General features: G+C 69.9%; 6 protein-coding genes and 2 pseudogenes. 2 read left to right on the top strand and 6 right to left on the bottom strand.

All coding sequences use genetic code 11. The annotated features are described in order from the left end of the window. Positions 1 to 126: 126 nt before the first annotated feature. Positions 127 to 4,407 carry a CHAT domain-containing protein gene (locus tag PV721_RS32380; RefSeq protein WP_319730637.1) on the bottom strand — a complete coding sequence of 1,427 codons (4,281 nt, stop codon included), beginning with the start codon at positions 4,405 to 4,407 and terminating at the stop codon, positions 127 to 129. A 555-nt stretch (positions 4,408 to 4,962) separates the two neighbouring features. Further along, a pseudogene (locus tag PV721_RS44105) lies at positions 4,963 to 5,288 on the bottom strand (transposase); the annotation flags it as partial. Positions 5,289 to 5,333: 45 nt separating this feature from the next. Between PV721_RS44105 and PV721_RS32375 the strand changes: the two are divergent. Continuing rightward, positions 5,334 to 5,712, top strand: a pseudogene (locus tag PV721_RS32375) (transposase); the annotation flags it as partial. Between the two features lie 7 nt (positions 5,713 to 5,719). Here PV721_RS32375 and PV721_RS32370 read toward each other — a convergent pair. The 4 genes from PV721_RS32370 to PV721_RS32350 all read right to left on the bottom strand — a co-directional run bounded on the left by PV721_RS32370 (position 5,720) and on the right by PV721_RS32350 (position 11,896). Then, the gene (locus PV721_RS32370) at positions 5,720 to 6,112 is read right to left on the bottom strand and encodes a hypothetical protein (RefSeq protein WP_319730636.1); all 393 of its coding nucleotides are present in this window, start codon (positions 6,110 to 6,112) and stop codon (positions 5,720 to 5,722) included. A gap of 5 nt (positions 6,113 to 6,117) precedes the next feature. Continuing rightward, entirely contained in the window at positions 6,118 to 9,915 is a 3,798-nt protein-coding gene (locus PV721_RS32365) for a CHAT domain-containing tetratricopeptide repeat protein (RefSeq protein ID WP_319730634.1), read from the bottom strand. An 808-nt stretch (positions 9,916 to 10,723) separates the two neighbouring features. Beyond that, the gene (locus tag PV721_RS32355; protein ID WP_319730632.1) at positions 10,724 to 11,140 is read right to left on the bottom strand and encodes a hypothetical protein; all 417 of its coding nucleotides are present in this window, start codon (positions 11,138 to 11,140) and stop codon (positions 10,724 to 10,726) included. 51 nt (positions 11,141 to 11,191) lie between these two features. Further along, positions 11,192 to 11,896 carry a hypothetical protein gene (locus tag PV721_RS32350; protein WP_319730630.1) on the bottom strand — a complete coding sequence of 235 codons (705 nt, stop codon included), beginning with the start codon at positions 11,894 to 11,896 and terminating at the stop codon, positions 11,192 to 11,194. A 1,097-nt stretch (positions 11,897 to 12,993) separates the two neighbouring features. Here PV721_RS32350 and PV721_RS32345 point away from each other — a divergent pair. After that, on the top strand, positions 12,994 to 14,707 hold a 1,714-nt coding region (locus tag PV721_RS32345; protein WP_319730628.1), incomplete at its 3' end, for a primosome assembly protein PriA.

Below are 14,707 nucleotides of genomic sequence, written 5' to 3'. Positions count from 1 at the left end.
ACCCCTCCAAGCGGACGGATCCGAAGCCCGCCCCCTGCCTTCTCAGTGGACGTATCCCGCCCAAACTAATCCTCAGACGGCATATCCGTCCCGGGCCTTTCCCTTCAGCCGGCCCTTCGGATGTGCTCACCCGCCGATATGAACGTGACTGGCCCAAAGGAGCGGTTCGAATGGGTGCTCACGCCGTATGGCGGATGTCGCCCGTCCGATCGCCTCAGCGGCGTCCGTTCCGGTTGCGAGCCGCCGGTAGAACTCTCGTGCGACGGCGGCAGCCTGTTCATCGGCGATGGGCCAGAGAGTGCCGATGACCTGGCGGAAGCCGTTCATGAACAAGGCGTGCGCCGGAGTGACGGCCTCGTCGACGAGCCGGACGCCGCCCGCCGCTGTCCCGCACGCCGACAGATACGCCAACTCGGGGTCGGCTGCCAGTGACGCCCCGATCTCCAACGCCGTCAGGACCCCACCGGCCAGGACGAGCCCGTTCCGCCCCGGCTCGAGCGGATTGGTGACGGCATGACAGGCGAAGTGCGCGAACCGATGCCCCGCCAACTCCCTCCGCACGGCGTCCCGCGTCGCCTTGAGGTTCGGCAGCACGGTGTGGACGGCGTCCGGCAGGAGCTCCCTAACCCCGTCGACCTCCCCGCGCACATGCTCCAGCGCCGCCGTCTCGGGATGCTCCTCGACTGCCACGATCAGCATCCGGTCCACGACACCGTCCGCCGCGGGCCGCCGCCGGACCGAGGCGAGCGCCCGCAGACTCGGCGTGTACGACGACACCGCGACGTCCAGAAGACTCCGCCCGCTGACGGCGTCGGTGGCCGCGTGCAGGGGCAGCAGGGCGGTCGCCCCCGTCGGACACCACACGATCCGGCGCCCATCCGGCCCGTCCGGCAGACCGTCCAGGATCGGGGCGGCGAGGGAATGCCAGAGGACGTGGAGGAGTTCCCCCGTCACCTCCTGCGCCGTGATGTAGGCGTCTAGGTTCCCGGCTGACTGTCCGGAGAGGACCGCCAGGAAGACGGCGGCCGTGTTCGACAGGACCTGGTCGGTGAGCCCGGGCAGAACGGTCTGTGTGATCCCGTCGGCCCCGACGACCAGGGCGACGGCTCCGGCGGAGTCCGCGACAAGTGTCACAGCGAGGTCGTCGCCGAGCAGGCCGGGCAGGTCGCGCCAGGACACGTCGGCGTCCGCGGGGCGCGGCCAGAGCACCGCGCGTCCGCGTTCCACCAGGTCGAGGGCCCGGTCGGGCCGTCCGGACCGGACGGCGAAGGCCGCGCCCCGCGCGACGCCGCCCTGGTAGAAGGAGAGGAACCGCTCCTGGTCGGTTCTGGTGAGCTTCTGGTCGGCGAGTCCGGCGAGGACTCCTGTCGCCTCGTCCCACGCGTCGAGCGCGTCGTCGACGGAGCAGTGACGTTCGGCAGTGCGCGCCCACAGCAGCCCGGCGCGCAACCGGAGGTCGACGGCGGTGCCCGGCGCGGTGGTGAGTGCCCGCGCCAAGGCGACGGACTCGGCGGCGTCCTCGGGGGAGGCGGTGTCCCGGCCCAGAAGGCCCGCCAGGATGAGGACGCTCCGGTTCCTGTACGCGGCTGTGGCGGGCAGCGCAGCTGCGGACTCTCGAAGGAGCGCAACGGCCTCCGCGCTGTCGCCCGCCCTCGCGGGATCATTGAGGGCACCTTCACCGAGGGCGACGGCGAGGGAAGCGAGCCGGCCAGGCCGAGCCGGTTCGGTCGCAGAGCTCAGGTCGAGGGCCTCCCGGTGGAGGGCGATGATTTCGTCGAGGCTGACCGAGTCCGGCGTCGAGTTCTCCTTCTGCCGCAGAGTCTCGGCCAGGTTGGACAGCGCGGCGGGCCGCATCGGATGGCCGGGGCCGACCAGGCTCAGCGCGGCGCGCATGGCCGTCAGCGCCCGGTCGATATGGACGGGCTCATCGGACAGTTCGAACAGATACCGGTAAGCACCGGCGGTCAGATTGTGCACCTGGAAATGGACCCGGTCGTCGGACTCATGGGTGAGCGTGGCGCTGGCGGTGTCGGCGGACCGCACCGCTTCGTGGAGATCGGCTGCGGTGCCGGAGGCGACGTAGCGGTCCAGCAGCTTCGAACCTAGATTCGTCAACATGATGGGCAAACCAGCGCTGTCGTCGGCCTCCAGCTCAAACACCTCGCGCATCGCCTCAATGGAACGGTCGAGCAGCGCAAGGTCGCCGAGCACCGCGTACTGGGCGGCGAGTATCCCGGCCAGGTTCTCCGACAGCCGGGAGCGGAGGGTGCCGGGCCCGACCAACGCCAGTGTCTCTTCGATCAGCCGGACGGCGTCGTCGAGATCTGCGAGTCCGCCGTATCTCTGGTGGCGGGAGAGCAGGAGGTCAGTGAGCGTCCTGGCCGACCACGGGTCGGATCCGCCTCGTGCGACGAGGGCGCGGGCGGCTGCGACCGCCGTCCACAAGTCGGGTGCGGTCATGGCGCCTTGGAACCTGTGGCTGAGCTCTAGGGCCAGCCATCGCAGCGCGCTGACGCCGGGGGCGGCACCAGTGAGCACAGTGGTGAGCCGTCGTTCGACGCGGGCGCACTCCTCTGCGTCGTTCATGGCGGTGGTGTCGGCCAGTTCGGCGAGGGCGGAGTCCAGAATGGCTCGCGACCATCCGCCGGCGTCCGTGCCCGCGATGGCGGCGAGGGCGGTAAGGGCGTCGGTGCCATGCTGTTTTGCAAGGCTCATGTCGAGTGCGGCGACCATCGCGACCATGTGGTCGAAGCGGTCGGGTTCGGTGACAACGCGCAGGATCAGGGCGCAGGAGCGGCTGAGGTCCGCGAGTGCGGCGTCGGGCAGGGGAGGAGAGCAGGCGAGGGCGTGCCGAACGACGACCTCGGCGAAGGAGACGTATCCGAGGACGACTTTCCCGTTGGAGAGGGTGAGCGGGTCGATGCCGGCCATCAGCCGCACGCACTCCAAAAGATCTTCCAGCGACTCACCGGGTTCGAGTCCGAAAGCGAGCATGGAGAGCGACGTCTGCGATGTGACGCGCCCCGAGGTTCCGGCCGTCAGCCCGCGCAGCAGGGCGACCGCCTCGTCGCGGTGACGGCGTTCGCCCGTCGCGTGGTGATGTATAACCAGCGCTTCGGCCAAGATCGAGATGATGTCCGAATCGTCGGGCAGGAACTCCACGAGCTCTCGGTAGAAGGCGACGGTCGAGGCGCTGTTCTCCTCCGACGGCGCTCGGTTGTACCGCTTGACCGAAAGGGAGCCCAGCAGGCTCAGGAGCGATGCGCGCGTGCCGGGGGAGAAGCGGGGCAAGAGCGGTTCGACCCGCTTGATGATCGCGTCGAGATCGGAGGCCAGAGGATCGGCGTGCAGGTGGTCCCAGAGACTGATCGCTTCGCCGAGGGGGCGCGCGAGGGAGTCGACGTGCTGCTGGGACGAGTAAGGGGGGAGGTCGTACGGCGCGTCCGCCAGAACGCGGATGATTCCGAACAGGTCGCTCCCGGTGAGGGAGTCCGTCGCGGTGAGACGCTCGGCATGCGCCATCCACTTCGCGGCGATGTCGAGCGAGACGAAACCGGGCTCCGCCATCGTCGCCCACTCCTCGTACAGGCTGAGGACCACGCGCAGGTCAGCGACCCGTCCCGAGTGCTCGAAGAGCGCTGCGACCACGCCGAGCAGCCGTGCGGCCGCCTGAGGCGGCTCGGCGGCGGCGTGGACGGCGGAGAGGAGAGCGGCGGAGGACGCGGCCCCCGCCTCTGGGGTATCGGGAAGCCCTTCCATAGCGTGCCTGAGCACGGCGCCGATGAAGAGGTGTCGCGGGTCGTCGGCGTCGGCCGTCATGACGTCGCGACGGAACATCGCTGTCGCGGCCGTCTCCAGAGCTTCGGCGCGGTGCTCCGGGGTCGGAAACGCGGCGGCTCTGTCGCCTAGGAGCGCGGCCAGCCGGACGAGCACGAGAAGATCGTCGGGCTCCCGGGCGAGCAAGGCACGGCTGTCGGTGATCGCCTGGTCGAGATCGGTTGGACTGGACGTCCCCGCGTACCGGAGGGCGCGTAACTCCGGGAGGAAGGCAGGAACCCCCGCCCGTGCGGCGGCGAGGGCGGCGTCCAGGATCTCCCTGGTCGGATCGTCGTGGGCGCGAGACCGCCAGGCGATCGCGAGGATGGCCCTGGCGAGTGGAGCGGTGGCCGACGGCCCGGCTTCGAGGCGTCCCAGGACTGCGGCCGCCTCGTCGAAGGCGGTGAGGTCTCCCGTGGCGCGCCACAGCCTGAACAGCGTCACGGCCAGGCCCAAGGCGTCGTCGGTGCTCCGTGCCCTGACCACTGCCGCCGCCGCGGCGTCCGGGTCGGTCCGCTCGGTGACCAGCTCGACGAGCCCGCTGATCCGAACGCTATGACCGCTGGTGGACACGCCGGGCTCAGGGGGCATGCATCAGATGATAACCTGACAGATTGGGTCGCTCCCAGACTCAGGCCACATCCGCTAGATTTCCGCTGGTCCGGAACTCCGTTGGAACCCTTGCCAGCACGAACACCATGCTGGGAACAGGGCCAGGTCCAGGCGCCCTCAGCGGCGCCAGGGAGCTGCGGACGAACACGCAACTCGGGGACTATTGCTCACCCTTCTCGGTCGCGCCTGACACGTGCGCACAGTTCGTCATCACCTTGGTTGAGGCCGGGGCGGTGTGTGGCCGCAGAGCAGGATGCGTACCGAGCCGTGCGACGCCGGTCAATACCACCCCACTATGGCTGATGGTCAGACAACTGTCGGCTGTGGCAAGTACGCTGGGTATCGGAGCGCACCGATGTCGGTGACCCGCGCCAACCTCAGTGGACCGATCCGCCCGGGGTGGCCAGTACAGCAGTTCCCATGAGGAGCCAGCGGTGGCCGGGTGATGGTGATCTGTCCAAGGTGGTCGCGACGGCCCAGTGTCCCGCAGCGGCGGGGAGGCGGTACGGCGGCGGCACCCACCTCTGCACAGGCCTGCAGGCAGTGGTGGGGTTGGCCGAGCATGCGGTTGAACAGGTGCCGCAGAACGTGCATGTGCCAGTCTCCTCCTGCCCGGACGGCGGCGGTATTGGGCGTCCGCGCCGGGTGAACCGCTGGGGGGAGGCGAAGGCCCATAGGTGGCCGACGTGGTTGAGCCGGTTGTTCTTGACGAGCTGGTGTCCGGCATAGCGGCGTTTGCCGGAAGCCCGCGTGATCGGGGCCGAGCCGGCGTACGCCTTCAGTCATCCAGCCGAGGCGAACCGGCTCCTGTCGTCGCCGATCTCGCCCAGAATGCGGGCACCGACCTGGGGACCGATCCCGGTCCGCCGTCGCAGCGGTCATGAAGCCAATCGATGAGCAGATCCTACGGTCACATCAAGAAGACTAAGAACCGGTCGAAGTTCTGGAGTTCTGCCGCTACCTGCGCTCGCTGCGCCCAGCCGACGTGCGCATAGCCATCGTCTGCGGCAAGCACTCGCCGCACCTGACGACGAAACGGTGCCAGCGGGTCGGGACGTGGGCGGCGGCGAACAACGTCGAGATCGCCTGCACCCCGACCAACTCCTCCTGGCTCAACCGCATCGAGGCCCAGTTCACCGCCCTGCGTACTTCGCCCTCGAAGGGAACGACCACGCCAGCCACGAGGTCCAGGGCAGCATGATCCGCGGCTACATCATCTGGCGGAACAAGTTCGCCGCCGATAAGCGCCTACGCGAAGTCGTCGCCAGGGCGAATGTCACCTGATGCGGCACTAGCTCTCGGGGTCGTCGTCCTCCGCCAGGGGGAGGGCGGCGGCGTTCAGGACCTCGGCGACCGTGACGGTGATGATCTGCTCCAGGTCGGCGGCGTCGATACTCCCGGGAGCCTGATCGGTCTCGCTCAGGCGGACGCGAACGTGCCGCTGGACCACGTCGGTTCGGGGCGTGGGCGTGCGGGTGCGCAGGTCGTTGTAGACGGTCCAGGCGAGGGTGGCAACGCTCATGACGAGGGAGGCTAGGCCGACCGGGTCCAGATCCCCGTACTGGCCGGCACGGTCGGAGGAGGACCGGTGGAGTGCCGCCTCCACGTGGTCCGGCAGACCGGGGTGGCGGTCGGCCAGGCGTAGCGCGGCGGCGCGCGCTCCGCCGGTGATGGTGTCGTGCATAGTCGTCACTCCGTATCTGTGGGTCGTGGCTCGGCGGACAGGATGTGGTGGATCACGGTCATCGGCAGGGCATCGGTGGTGGCTCGCCAGGTCTGTTCGAAGACCGTGCGGTCCATGACCTGGGTGAACCGAGGCAGGTGCTCCAGGGCCCGCCCGAGGGCTGGGTGGGTGCACCTGTCGGACAGCGCCAGGCACCGGACCGTCCAGGTCAGGGACTTGACGTGGTCTCCCTGTTCCCAGGCGAGGAGGCCCATAAGGTGGTAGGTGGGCGCCATCCCGCGCAGGTCGCCGAGCTTCTCGGTGATGTCGAGGGACTTCCGGCACCACGCTTCGGCGTCGTCGAAGCGTTTCAGCTGGCCGGTGACCGTGCCGAGCTGGTGGTACGTGATGGCGAGGCGCACCCGGTCGCCGAGCGCCTCGTTGGCCCTGGCTGCTCCCAGGTACCACTTCTCGGCGTCTGCCAGCCGGCCGCGCTCCTGCGCTACCAGCCCGAGCTGGTGATGGGCGGTGGCCGTGTCGCTGTCGCCTCCGACGTGTTCCGCGATGGTCAGGGCCTGCCGGTAGCGGTCCTCGGCCTCGTCCAGCTGCCCGCGTTCGTAGGCGACCCTGCCGAGTTGGTGGAGGGCGCCGGCGGCCGTGGTGAGATCGTCGAGCTGCTGGCTGATGGTGAATGTCTGCAGGTAGTGCCGTTCGGCGTCGTCCAGCCGGCCTCGACGCAGCGCGACCGAACCGAGCTGCCCGTGGTTGGCCGCGGTGCGCTGCAGGTTGCCGAGGCCCGTGTTGAAAGTGAGCGCCGCCGTGTAGTGCTGTTCGGCCTCGTCCAGCCGGTCCTGCTGCTCGGCGGCCAGGCCGAGGTGGTGGTGGGACTCGGCCACCCCGTGGTGGTCGCCGATGCGTAGTCGGATGGCGAGGGCCTCGGCGTAGCGCTCTTTGCCCTCCTCAAGCCGTCCCTTCAGCAGGAGGACGGTGCCCAACTGCAACTGGATGTCTGCGTACTGGGAGTCCTGACGGTCCTCGCCGTCGTCCTCCAGGACGCCCAGGAGGTCACGGACGGCGTGTTCGGCCTCATCGAGTCTGCGGGCGTCGGTGTGGTCCTGGGCCTGGGTACCGGTCATGAACAGCCACAACGCCCGCGCGGGCGTGCCGGTGGCGGGCGGCTCGCCATCGACGGTCTCGACGGCCAGCCGGACGCGGTCCGCCCACGCCTGCCGTTCCGCGAACATCCCCTGGAGCGCCCAGTACTGGTGCAGTGCCTGGGCCACGAACTGGGCGTCTTCCCAGAGGCCCTGGTCGACGGCGTGGGCGAGGGCGGCGCTGAGCGTGAGCCTGTTGTGATGGAGCAGGTCGAGGGCGAGGTCGGCCTCTCCGCTCTCCAGTTGCTGCGTCGCCCAGTCGCCGAACATCCCGCACGCCTCTAGGAAGGCGGGGTCGATGGCACTGGGCTCGACGGGGCTGCCGGTTGTCGCTCGTAGGGACGAGGGGCCCGAGAGGTGCGAGGGCAGGGCGGGGTGGATGCGGTACTGGCCGGTGCCGAGGGAGGTGAGCAGACCCACCCGGGCGGCGCGCGCCAGCAGGCCCTCCCACTCATGCGCGCTGTGCCCCCGGTATGGGGCCGGGCATCCGGGGACGCGTGAGTAGGCGGCCAGCAGGTTGCTGTCCGCGGCTCCCCGGAAGAGTGTGAGCACGGTGAGTGCCTGCTGGTCGGCGTCGGACAGGTGGCCGAGGGAGTAGGCGATGCTCGCGGTCAGGGAGCCGGTCCGGCCCCCGTCGGATGATTCCGGCAGGGGTGTGGCGCCCCGCAGCGCGCCGAGCAGGTCCCGTGCGTCCGTGGTCTCCAGGTGGGGGAGGATCAGCCGTAAGCTCAGCGGGTGACCGTCCAGCCAGCTCATGAGTTCCCCGAAGGAGCGCGTCTCCCGGCGTCGGCGGGCTTGCGGGTAGGGCGCGAGTAACTGGTCGGCGTACTCGTGCGCCTCTTCGGGTTCCAGGCCGGGTACGGCGACCCGTCGGATGTTCCCCAGCCACTGTTCCTCCGTGCGGCTGGTGACGAGGACGGCGCTGCGGCCGCCCGCGGCCACGCGGGAGAGGAACGCACGGAGCTCCGCCCGCTCGGGCTCGGACAGCAGCGGGGTCGCCCGGGCGGGGCCGGGCATGGAGTGCGCGGTCTCGAAGTTGTCCCAGATCAGCAGCATGCGCCGCGTACGCAGGGCGTTCTCGACCCGTGCCCGGCGTGCGACGCGGTCGAGTCGCGGGAAGTCCTCGTCAGGCAGATGCCGCCCGACGGCGTTGATCACCCCGTCCAGGCCGAAGGAGGCGACGCCGGGTTCGAAGGAGTGCCAGATCACCAGTTCCGGGGCGTCGACTGCACCGGTGTCGCGGAACCAGCGCCCGAATGCCTTGGCGAGTTCGGTCTTCCCAATGCCGGCCGGTCCGTGCAGGACGACCACGCGCTGCAGCCTCGCGGCGGACTCCAGCGTGTGGAACAGGGCGTCACGCCCGACGAACTCGGCCTCGGCGGCGAGCTCCAGGTCCACGCCCGCGTTCTCCTCCGGGGCGCCGTCCGTGTCCTCCCGTTCCCTCGGTCCGGGCGGCACCGTGTCCCGCCCTACCGACGTGGCGGACTCGGGCCGGGCCCTGAGCCAGGGAAAGCCGGCCTCGCTGCGGGCGTACAGAACGGGGACCATCCAGTCGGCCAGCGGTAACAGCCCCTTCGGTGAAGGCCGTTCGTCGGCCGTCGCGAGCCTCGTGCGGCCCGCAGCTACGGCCTCCGTGACCCGGTCACCCGACAGCAGGCGCTCGTAGAAGGCCGCCATGAACTCGGCGGCGGCCACCGCGTAGACGCTGTAGGCCATCGCGACGACGGCTGCGGTGCCTTCCTGGAGGAGCCGCGTGGCGACCGTGGCCTCCACCCGGGCACCGACCACCGCGGACCGGCACGCGTTGAGCACGACGATCGGCACCTGTGCCTGGGTGAGCAACCTGGCCACCTGCTCGGCCGGTACCAGGTCCTGCCCGCCCCTGGGGTGTTCGAACGCGAGCATCCCCCGAGAGCCCAGACCGTCGTCGGTCTGCGGGGTGAAGCGGTCGACCGGGCGCGGGGCGTGGCCGAAGACGCCGTGGCCGTCGAAGTGCACGATCTGGAAGGGCTCGCCGGCCGCCCTGGCCTCGGCCAGCACCTCCCCGAGACGGTCGAGGGTGGGCGGACGCAGCACGACCAGGTCGACCTCGTCGCGGATGGGCGCTAGACGGCGGAGCATCGGCCGGGCGATCATCCGGTAGCCCACGTCCTGCGGTCCGTCCGGCCGGGATATCACCATCAGCACCCGCAGGCGCGACCCGGTCGCCTGCGACACCGCGGTTGACTGGGCCGTGAGGAGGCCCCGGGAGACCGCCACCCGGTCCAGGGCGAGCGGCGTGGGCCGTGCCGGGTCGGCCATCAGCTCCCACGGCAGGCCGAGGGGGCCGGCGGTGGCGGAGAGGATCACGACCTCCGTCGGACCGCCCCTCGCCCGGGCCCGGACGTAGGCGTCACGGGCGGGACCGGCGGCGAACACCGCTTTGAAGATGCGGGCCCCCCAGACCGGCAGCTGGGTCTCGACCGCACTGCCGCGGTCGCCGTAGACCCCGAACGGAGTGCTCAGGTACTGCTCCAGGTACCAGCGGAGCTCCTCCAGGTCGTGCTTGTCCAGGGGCCACCGCAGGGGAGCCGCCTGAGCGGCCACCGTCGGATAGAGCTCACCCGACGGCCACTCCCGGACCGTCACCAGCCCATCGGCCCCGCACTCGACCAGTAGACGATCCGTCACAACCCCGCCCCGGCTACCAGAGGCGGCCAATGGGCAACCCCGTACGCACCAAGCATAGAGGGTGGGGTACGGGTCGGGGGTCGGCTGCTGGTCGAGAGCACCCGGGAGTGCCGGGGCCGAACCGTGCCTACAGCCAGGGGCAGGTGCGGTCGGCGGCCCTGACTACGGCCTCGCGCTGAACCAGCGGACCGAGGTGGCACGTCGGGCCGAGCAGAGAGCGGGCGGCCGCGTCCGTCGCGGGCCAGGTGGACTTGGGTGCTCAGTCCGCCACGGGATCGGCCGAGGGCATGATCACCAGTTTCGTCCCGGTCCCGGGCCCCGCCACATCGATCATTCTGACGGTCCGGTACCGCCCGGCACAGCAACTGGGGGACACGTCACGATGGGGCGAAGATTGCCTGATGCGGCACTAGTTGCGCCAGATGTGCTGCCCAGCAACGCTTCCTCACAGGGGCACATCGTCAAGTAGGTCGGCGAGAATGGAAGCAGATCCGCCTCGCCTGTACCTGTCCTAGTTTCCAGGTGTGAGTCGGGGCCGGTCTTCGCGAGCATCGTCAGACAAGGGTGTGACGGTGGGGGTCTGCTGGTAGGTGCTCATGGCGTCCGCAGCAGGCCCGGTGCCGTGGACGCGGCATGGGTGAGGCTACTCGCTTCTGCGTGAAGCCAGCTGCGTGGCGTCCCGCGTCACCTTGTGTGGCGTAGTGCAGCTGCCCGTTTCTGGTAGGCGGCGGATATACTGGGGAGACCATCTGTTACTCAGGCGAAGAGGGCCCTCCACTGCGGTGGGGGGCCCTCTTGTTTGTGCAGGTCAGGCGACCTGCAGCTTCGGGCGGCCTGTTGGAGCGGGCGGCGTCTGGTGGTAGGTGGGGAGCTTCAGGTTGGGCAGGTCCCCGGCCTGGATGCGGACGAGGGTGTCCCGGAATGCGGCTTCCATGGCTTCGGGGGTCTCGTACTTCGCCGCGAGAGGGTGAAGGCGGTATGAGTTGCCGTTCCGCTCCTCACTGCGCGGTCTCAGGACGATGTTCAGGGCACACAGGGGCGCCATGAGTCCGCTGATGGCCTGTGGCGTGACACCGTATTCCGCTGCCATGTCCCTCTGCCGTACTGGGAGGGTCCCCCCGAATTCACTTCGGTAGAGGAGGTACTGGAGGAACTTGACGGCGGACCCTGACAGGGGCAGCGCCCAGATGCGCTCCGCGACGATCGGAGACATGACGTTAGCCATGGGATGGCCTTCCTCGTGATCGGTTGCCCGGGGGTGGGCCTGGCAGCGCTATCACCCAGTTCGTTTCCTTCCACGGACGGCCGTGTGGGCTCCGAAGTCGAGGTCCAGCTCCTCCTGATGGGCGCCTTCGGGTCCCACTGCGTAGGGGAAGGCCTCAGGGTTGCGGTCGTGGCGTTCGGCGATCTCGGCAAGGACGTCGTGTTGAGCGGTGCTGTTGCCGTGGAACCACAGGCGGACGTTCATCTGGATCCGGCCGTTGCCGGCCTTTTCCACCCAGTGGTAGCCGCATAGTGCTTGGACGGCACGGTTCACGGTGGAGCGTGTGATCATCTTGCCGCCCTTCTGAGCGGCAATCTTGTTGAGTCCGTCCGTGATCTCCTGCTGCGTGTACTGGGCGATGCCGGTGCCCGGTACTTGACCGCCGGCTACGAACAGGAAAACGCAGAGCTGGGACTTGGTGATGCTGTTGGCGACGGCAAGCTGGGCCAGCAGCTGTGTGAACCAGTTGCTGGCCAGGCTGTAGCCGGCGCCGCCCGCCATGTCGTGAACTGACCGGGGGTCCGCCGCGTATTCGAAGTGGACACCCTTGAGTCGGCGGCGGCCGCCGGGGTCGGCGGCCTCGGCCACCTTCTCGCCGAGCTGCTGGCCGAGCACGGCCAGGATGTCTCCGAACTCGGCATCGTTGCCTGCCGCGGCGGGTGCGGGGACAGGCCGGGGCCCGCGCTGTCGACGACGGGCGGGCGGATCAGATGTCACAGGACCTCCTTGTTACTCAGGCGATCCGAGACTACCTAAAAATCAACGTCTGCTTGTCTTTTGACGCACCGACGCGCCGTGAGGGACTTCAGATGCGCCACCAAGTCCGCCACCGCTCCAAAAGTCCACGACCTGTGAACTTTCTGTACCGCCGCGCGCCAAAAGTCCACGGCTCGTTGATTTCATGTGTCGCGATGGCGGCACATCTTCGTTCGGTCCCCCGGGTGGACTCAGGCCATCCCGGCCTTCTCCTCAACCCTTCGACCTGCGAAGACTCCTCTCCTGACACGGCATCCAGAAAGTCAACGGCTGGTTGATATTTCAGCAAGATGTGCTCGCCAAGTACACATTTCACGGGATCAAAAGTGCTCGCCAGAGCACATGGGAGCTCGCATCACTGCAGGTCAGGGGCATTTCAGCGCGGCGTCCTCTTCTAAAAGAGCAACCTGACCACCCGCCAGTTTTCGGTTCACCACCGACTCCCTGAATCCTCAGTTGACGCCCATGGGCATGGCTCTGGGAGTGAACCTCCGCCCCACCCTGCAGCCACAACACGCCCCCACCCGCCAGTACTCGACGAATGACGCTTCTCCCTCACCGCTGCCTTCGGACTGCTCGAGCACACAGTGCTTCTGCCTTCCAGCTCAGGAAGGAGCCCTCCGCCCTGGGGCTGCAGCAACGACAGTCGTGGAGTTGGTGCGGGGCTCGAGCGGAGCAGGTCGAGGAGGCCTAAGTACTCGGTGAATGATCAGCAGGGGGCGAGGAGCCCGATGGAGGGGCTTAGTTGTGCCTGCTCGAACCTGCACCACCGAATGCGCGCCCCGACGCTCGGTGCGTTGAACAAGCACGGTCAGTGGCCACCCGCACCACCCCTGGCCTCAACCACACTTCCAATCTCTAAGGCTCACCAGCCTGCAGTCGCCAATGATGAGCAGCCGCCCCGGCGGGGCACCGCAAGCCCGCCAGGGCTGAGGAGCTACCGACCCTAGGCGCATCGGAACCCCAAAGGGCGCACCGACAGCGGGCGGCCGCCGATGATGATTTCGGAGTTCCGTCGGGCCCGTCCTGTGTGAGTGGGGTTTGGTAAGAATGCGGGTGTGAGCAGCGCGAACGAGTCCGAGCAGCGGGGTGTGGACCAGGGTCCTGGTGGTCCGCCGGAGCAGCTCGCGCCGCTGATCCGGGAGGTGGTTGCCGAGGCGAAGGCCCAGGCGCCCAAGGCGAAGCTGCGCACCTGGCGGGGGGCCGCGCTCGCGGCCGAGCTGCCGATCGCCCGGGTCCTCGTGAACAAGGGCGTGCTCCACCTCGACGAGCTCTTGGACTACGCCGTGCCTGCCGAGCTCTCCGAGGCCGCGCAGCCGGGCGTCCGCGTCCGGGTCCGGTTCGGGGCCGGCTCCCACCAGGTGCACGGCGGCCGCCTCGAGGGCGGTGGCCTCATCGACGGCTTCATCGTGGAGCGCCGCGCCGAGTCCGACTACGACGGAGCCCTCGCCGCGCTCGCCCACGTGGTCTCGCCGGAGGTCGTGCTCAGCCCCGCGATGCTGGCTCTCGCCCGGGCCGTAGCCGACCGGTACGCCGGCAGCCTCGCAGACGTGCTCCAGCTCGCCCTGCCCTCGCGGAGCGCCCGCGCCGAGGCCAAGCCCTCGGCGGCGACCCTGCCCCCGCCCGCCGCGCCCGAGCCCGCCGGCTGGGAGCGGTACGGCGCGGGGCCCGCCTTCCTGCGGGCCCTGGCGACCGGCGCCGCCCCGCGCGCCGTGTGGACCGCCCTGCCCGGCCCCGGCTGGGCCGACGAACTCGCCCGCGCCATGGCCGCCACCCTGGCCTCCGGCCGCGGAGCCCTCGCCGTGGTCCCCGACGGACGCACCGCCGCCCGGGTCGACGCGGCGCTGATCGCCCTGCTCGGCAAGGGACGGCACGCGCTGCTGACCGCCGAGTCCGGGCCGGAGAAGCGCTACCGCCAGTGGCTCGCCGTGAGCCGGGGCTCGGTGCGCGCCGTCGTCGGGACCCGGGCGGCGATGTTCGCCCCCGTACGGGACCTGGGGCTGGTCGTCGTCTGGGACGACGGAGACTCCAGCCACAGCGTCGACAACGCCCCCTTCCCGCACGTCCGGGAGGTCCTGGAACTGCGGGCGGTCAGCGACGGCTGCGCCTTTCTGGCCGGGAGCACGAGCTGCACCGTCGAGGCCGCTCAGCTGGTCGAGTCGGGCTGGGCCCGGCCGCTGGTCGCGAGCCGCGAGACGGTACGGGCCTGCGCGCCGCGGATCCGCACCGTGGGCGCCGAACTGCTCGCCCGCGACGCGGCGGCCCGCGCCGCGCGACTGCCTAGCCTCGCGTGGGAGACCGTACGGGACGGGCTGAAGAGCGGCCCCGTGCTCGTCCAGGTGCCGCGGCCGGGCTACGTCCCCCGGCTCGCGTGCGAGCGGTGCCGGACACCCGCCCGCTGCAGGGTGTGCGCGGGCCCGCTGGAGGCCCCCGACGAGCGGGAACTGCAGTGTGGGTGGTGCGGGCGCGGCGAGCCGTCCTGGCACTGCCAGGAGTGCGGCTCCTTCCGGCTGCGCGCCCAGGTGGTCGGTGCACGGCGGACGGCCGAGGAACTCGGGCGGATCTTCCGCGCCGTGCCCGTGCGGACCTCCGGGCGCGACCACGTCCTCGACGAGGTGCCAGACCGGCCGGCGCTGGTGGTGTGCACCCCGGGCGCCGAGCCGGTGGCGGCCAGCGCGGGGTACGCGGCCGCGCTGCTGCTCGACGGCTGGGCCATGCTGACCCGGCCCGACCTGCGGGCGGGCGAGGACGCGCTGCGACGGTGGATCGGGG

The sequence above is a fragment of the Streptomyces sp. MB09-01 genome (assembly GCF_033794505.1).
Lineage (GTDB): Bacteria > Actinomycetota > Actinomycetes > Streptomycetales > Streptomycetaceae > Streptomyces.
This window is presented reverse-complemented; position numbering and strand designations above follow the sequence as displayed.

What these genes read in the sequence shown, in the direction of transcription:
- PV721_RS32370 (WP_319730636.1), bottom strand. Translation starts at nt 6,112, where the DNA reads ATGCACGACACCATCACCGGCGGAGCGCGCGCCGCCGCGCTACGCCTG.
- PV721_RS32355 (WP_319730632.1), bottom strand. Translation starts at nt 11,140, where the DNA reads ATGGCTAACGTCATGTCTCCGATCGTCGCGGAGCGCATCTGGGCGCTG.
- PV721_RS32380 (WP_319730637.1), bottom strand. Translation starts at nt 4,407, where the DNA reads ATGCCCCCTGAGCCCGGCGTGTCCACCAGCGGTCATAGCGTTCGGATC.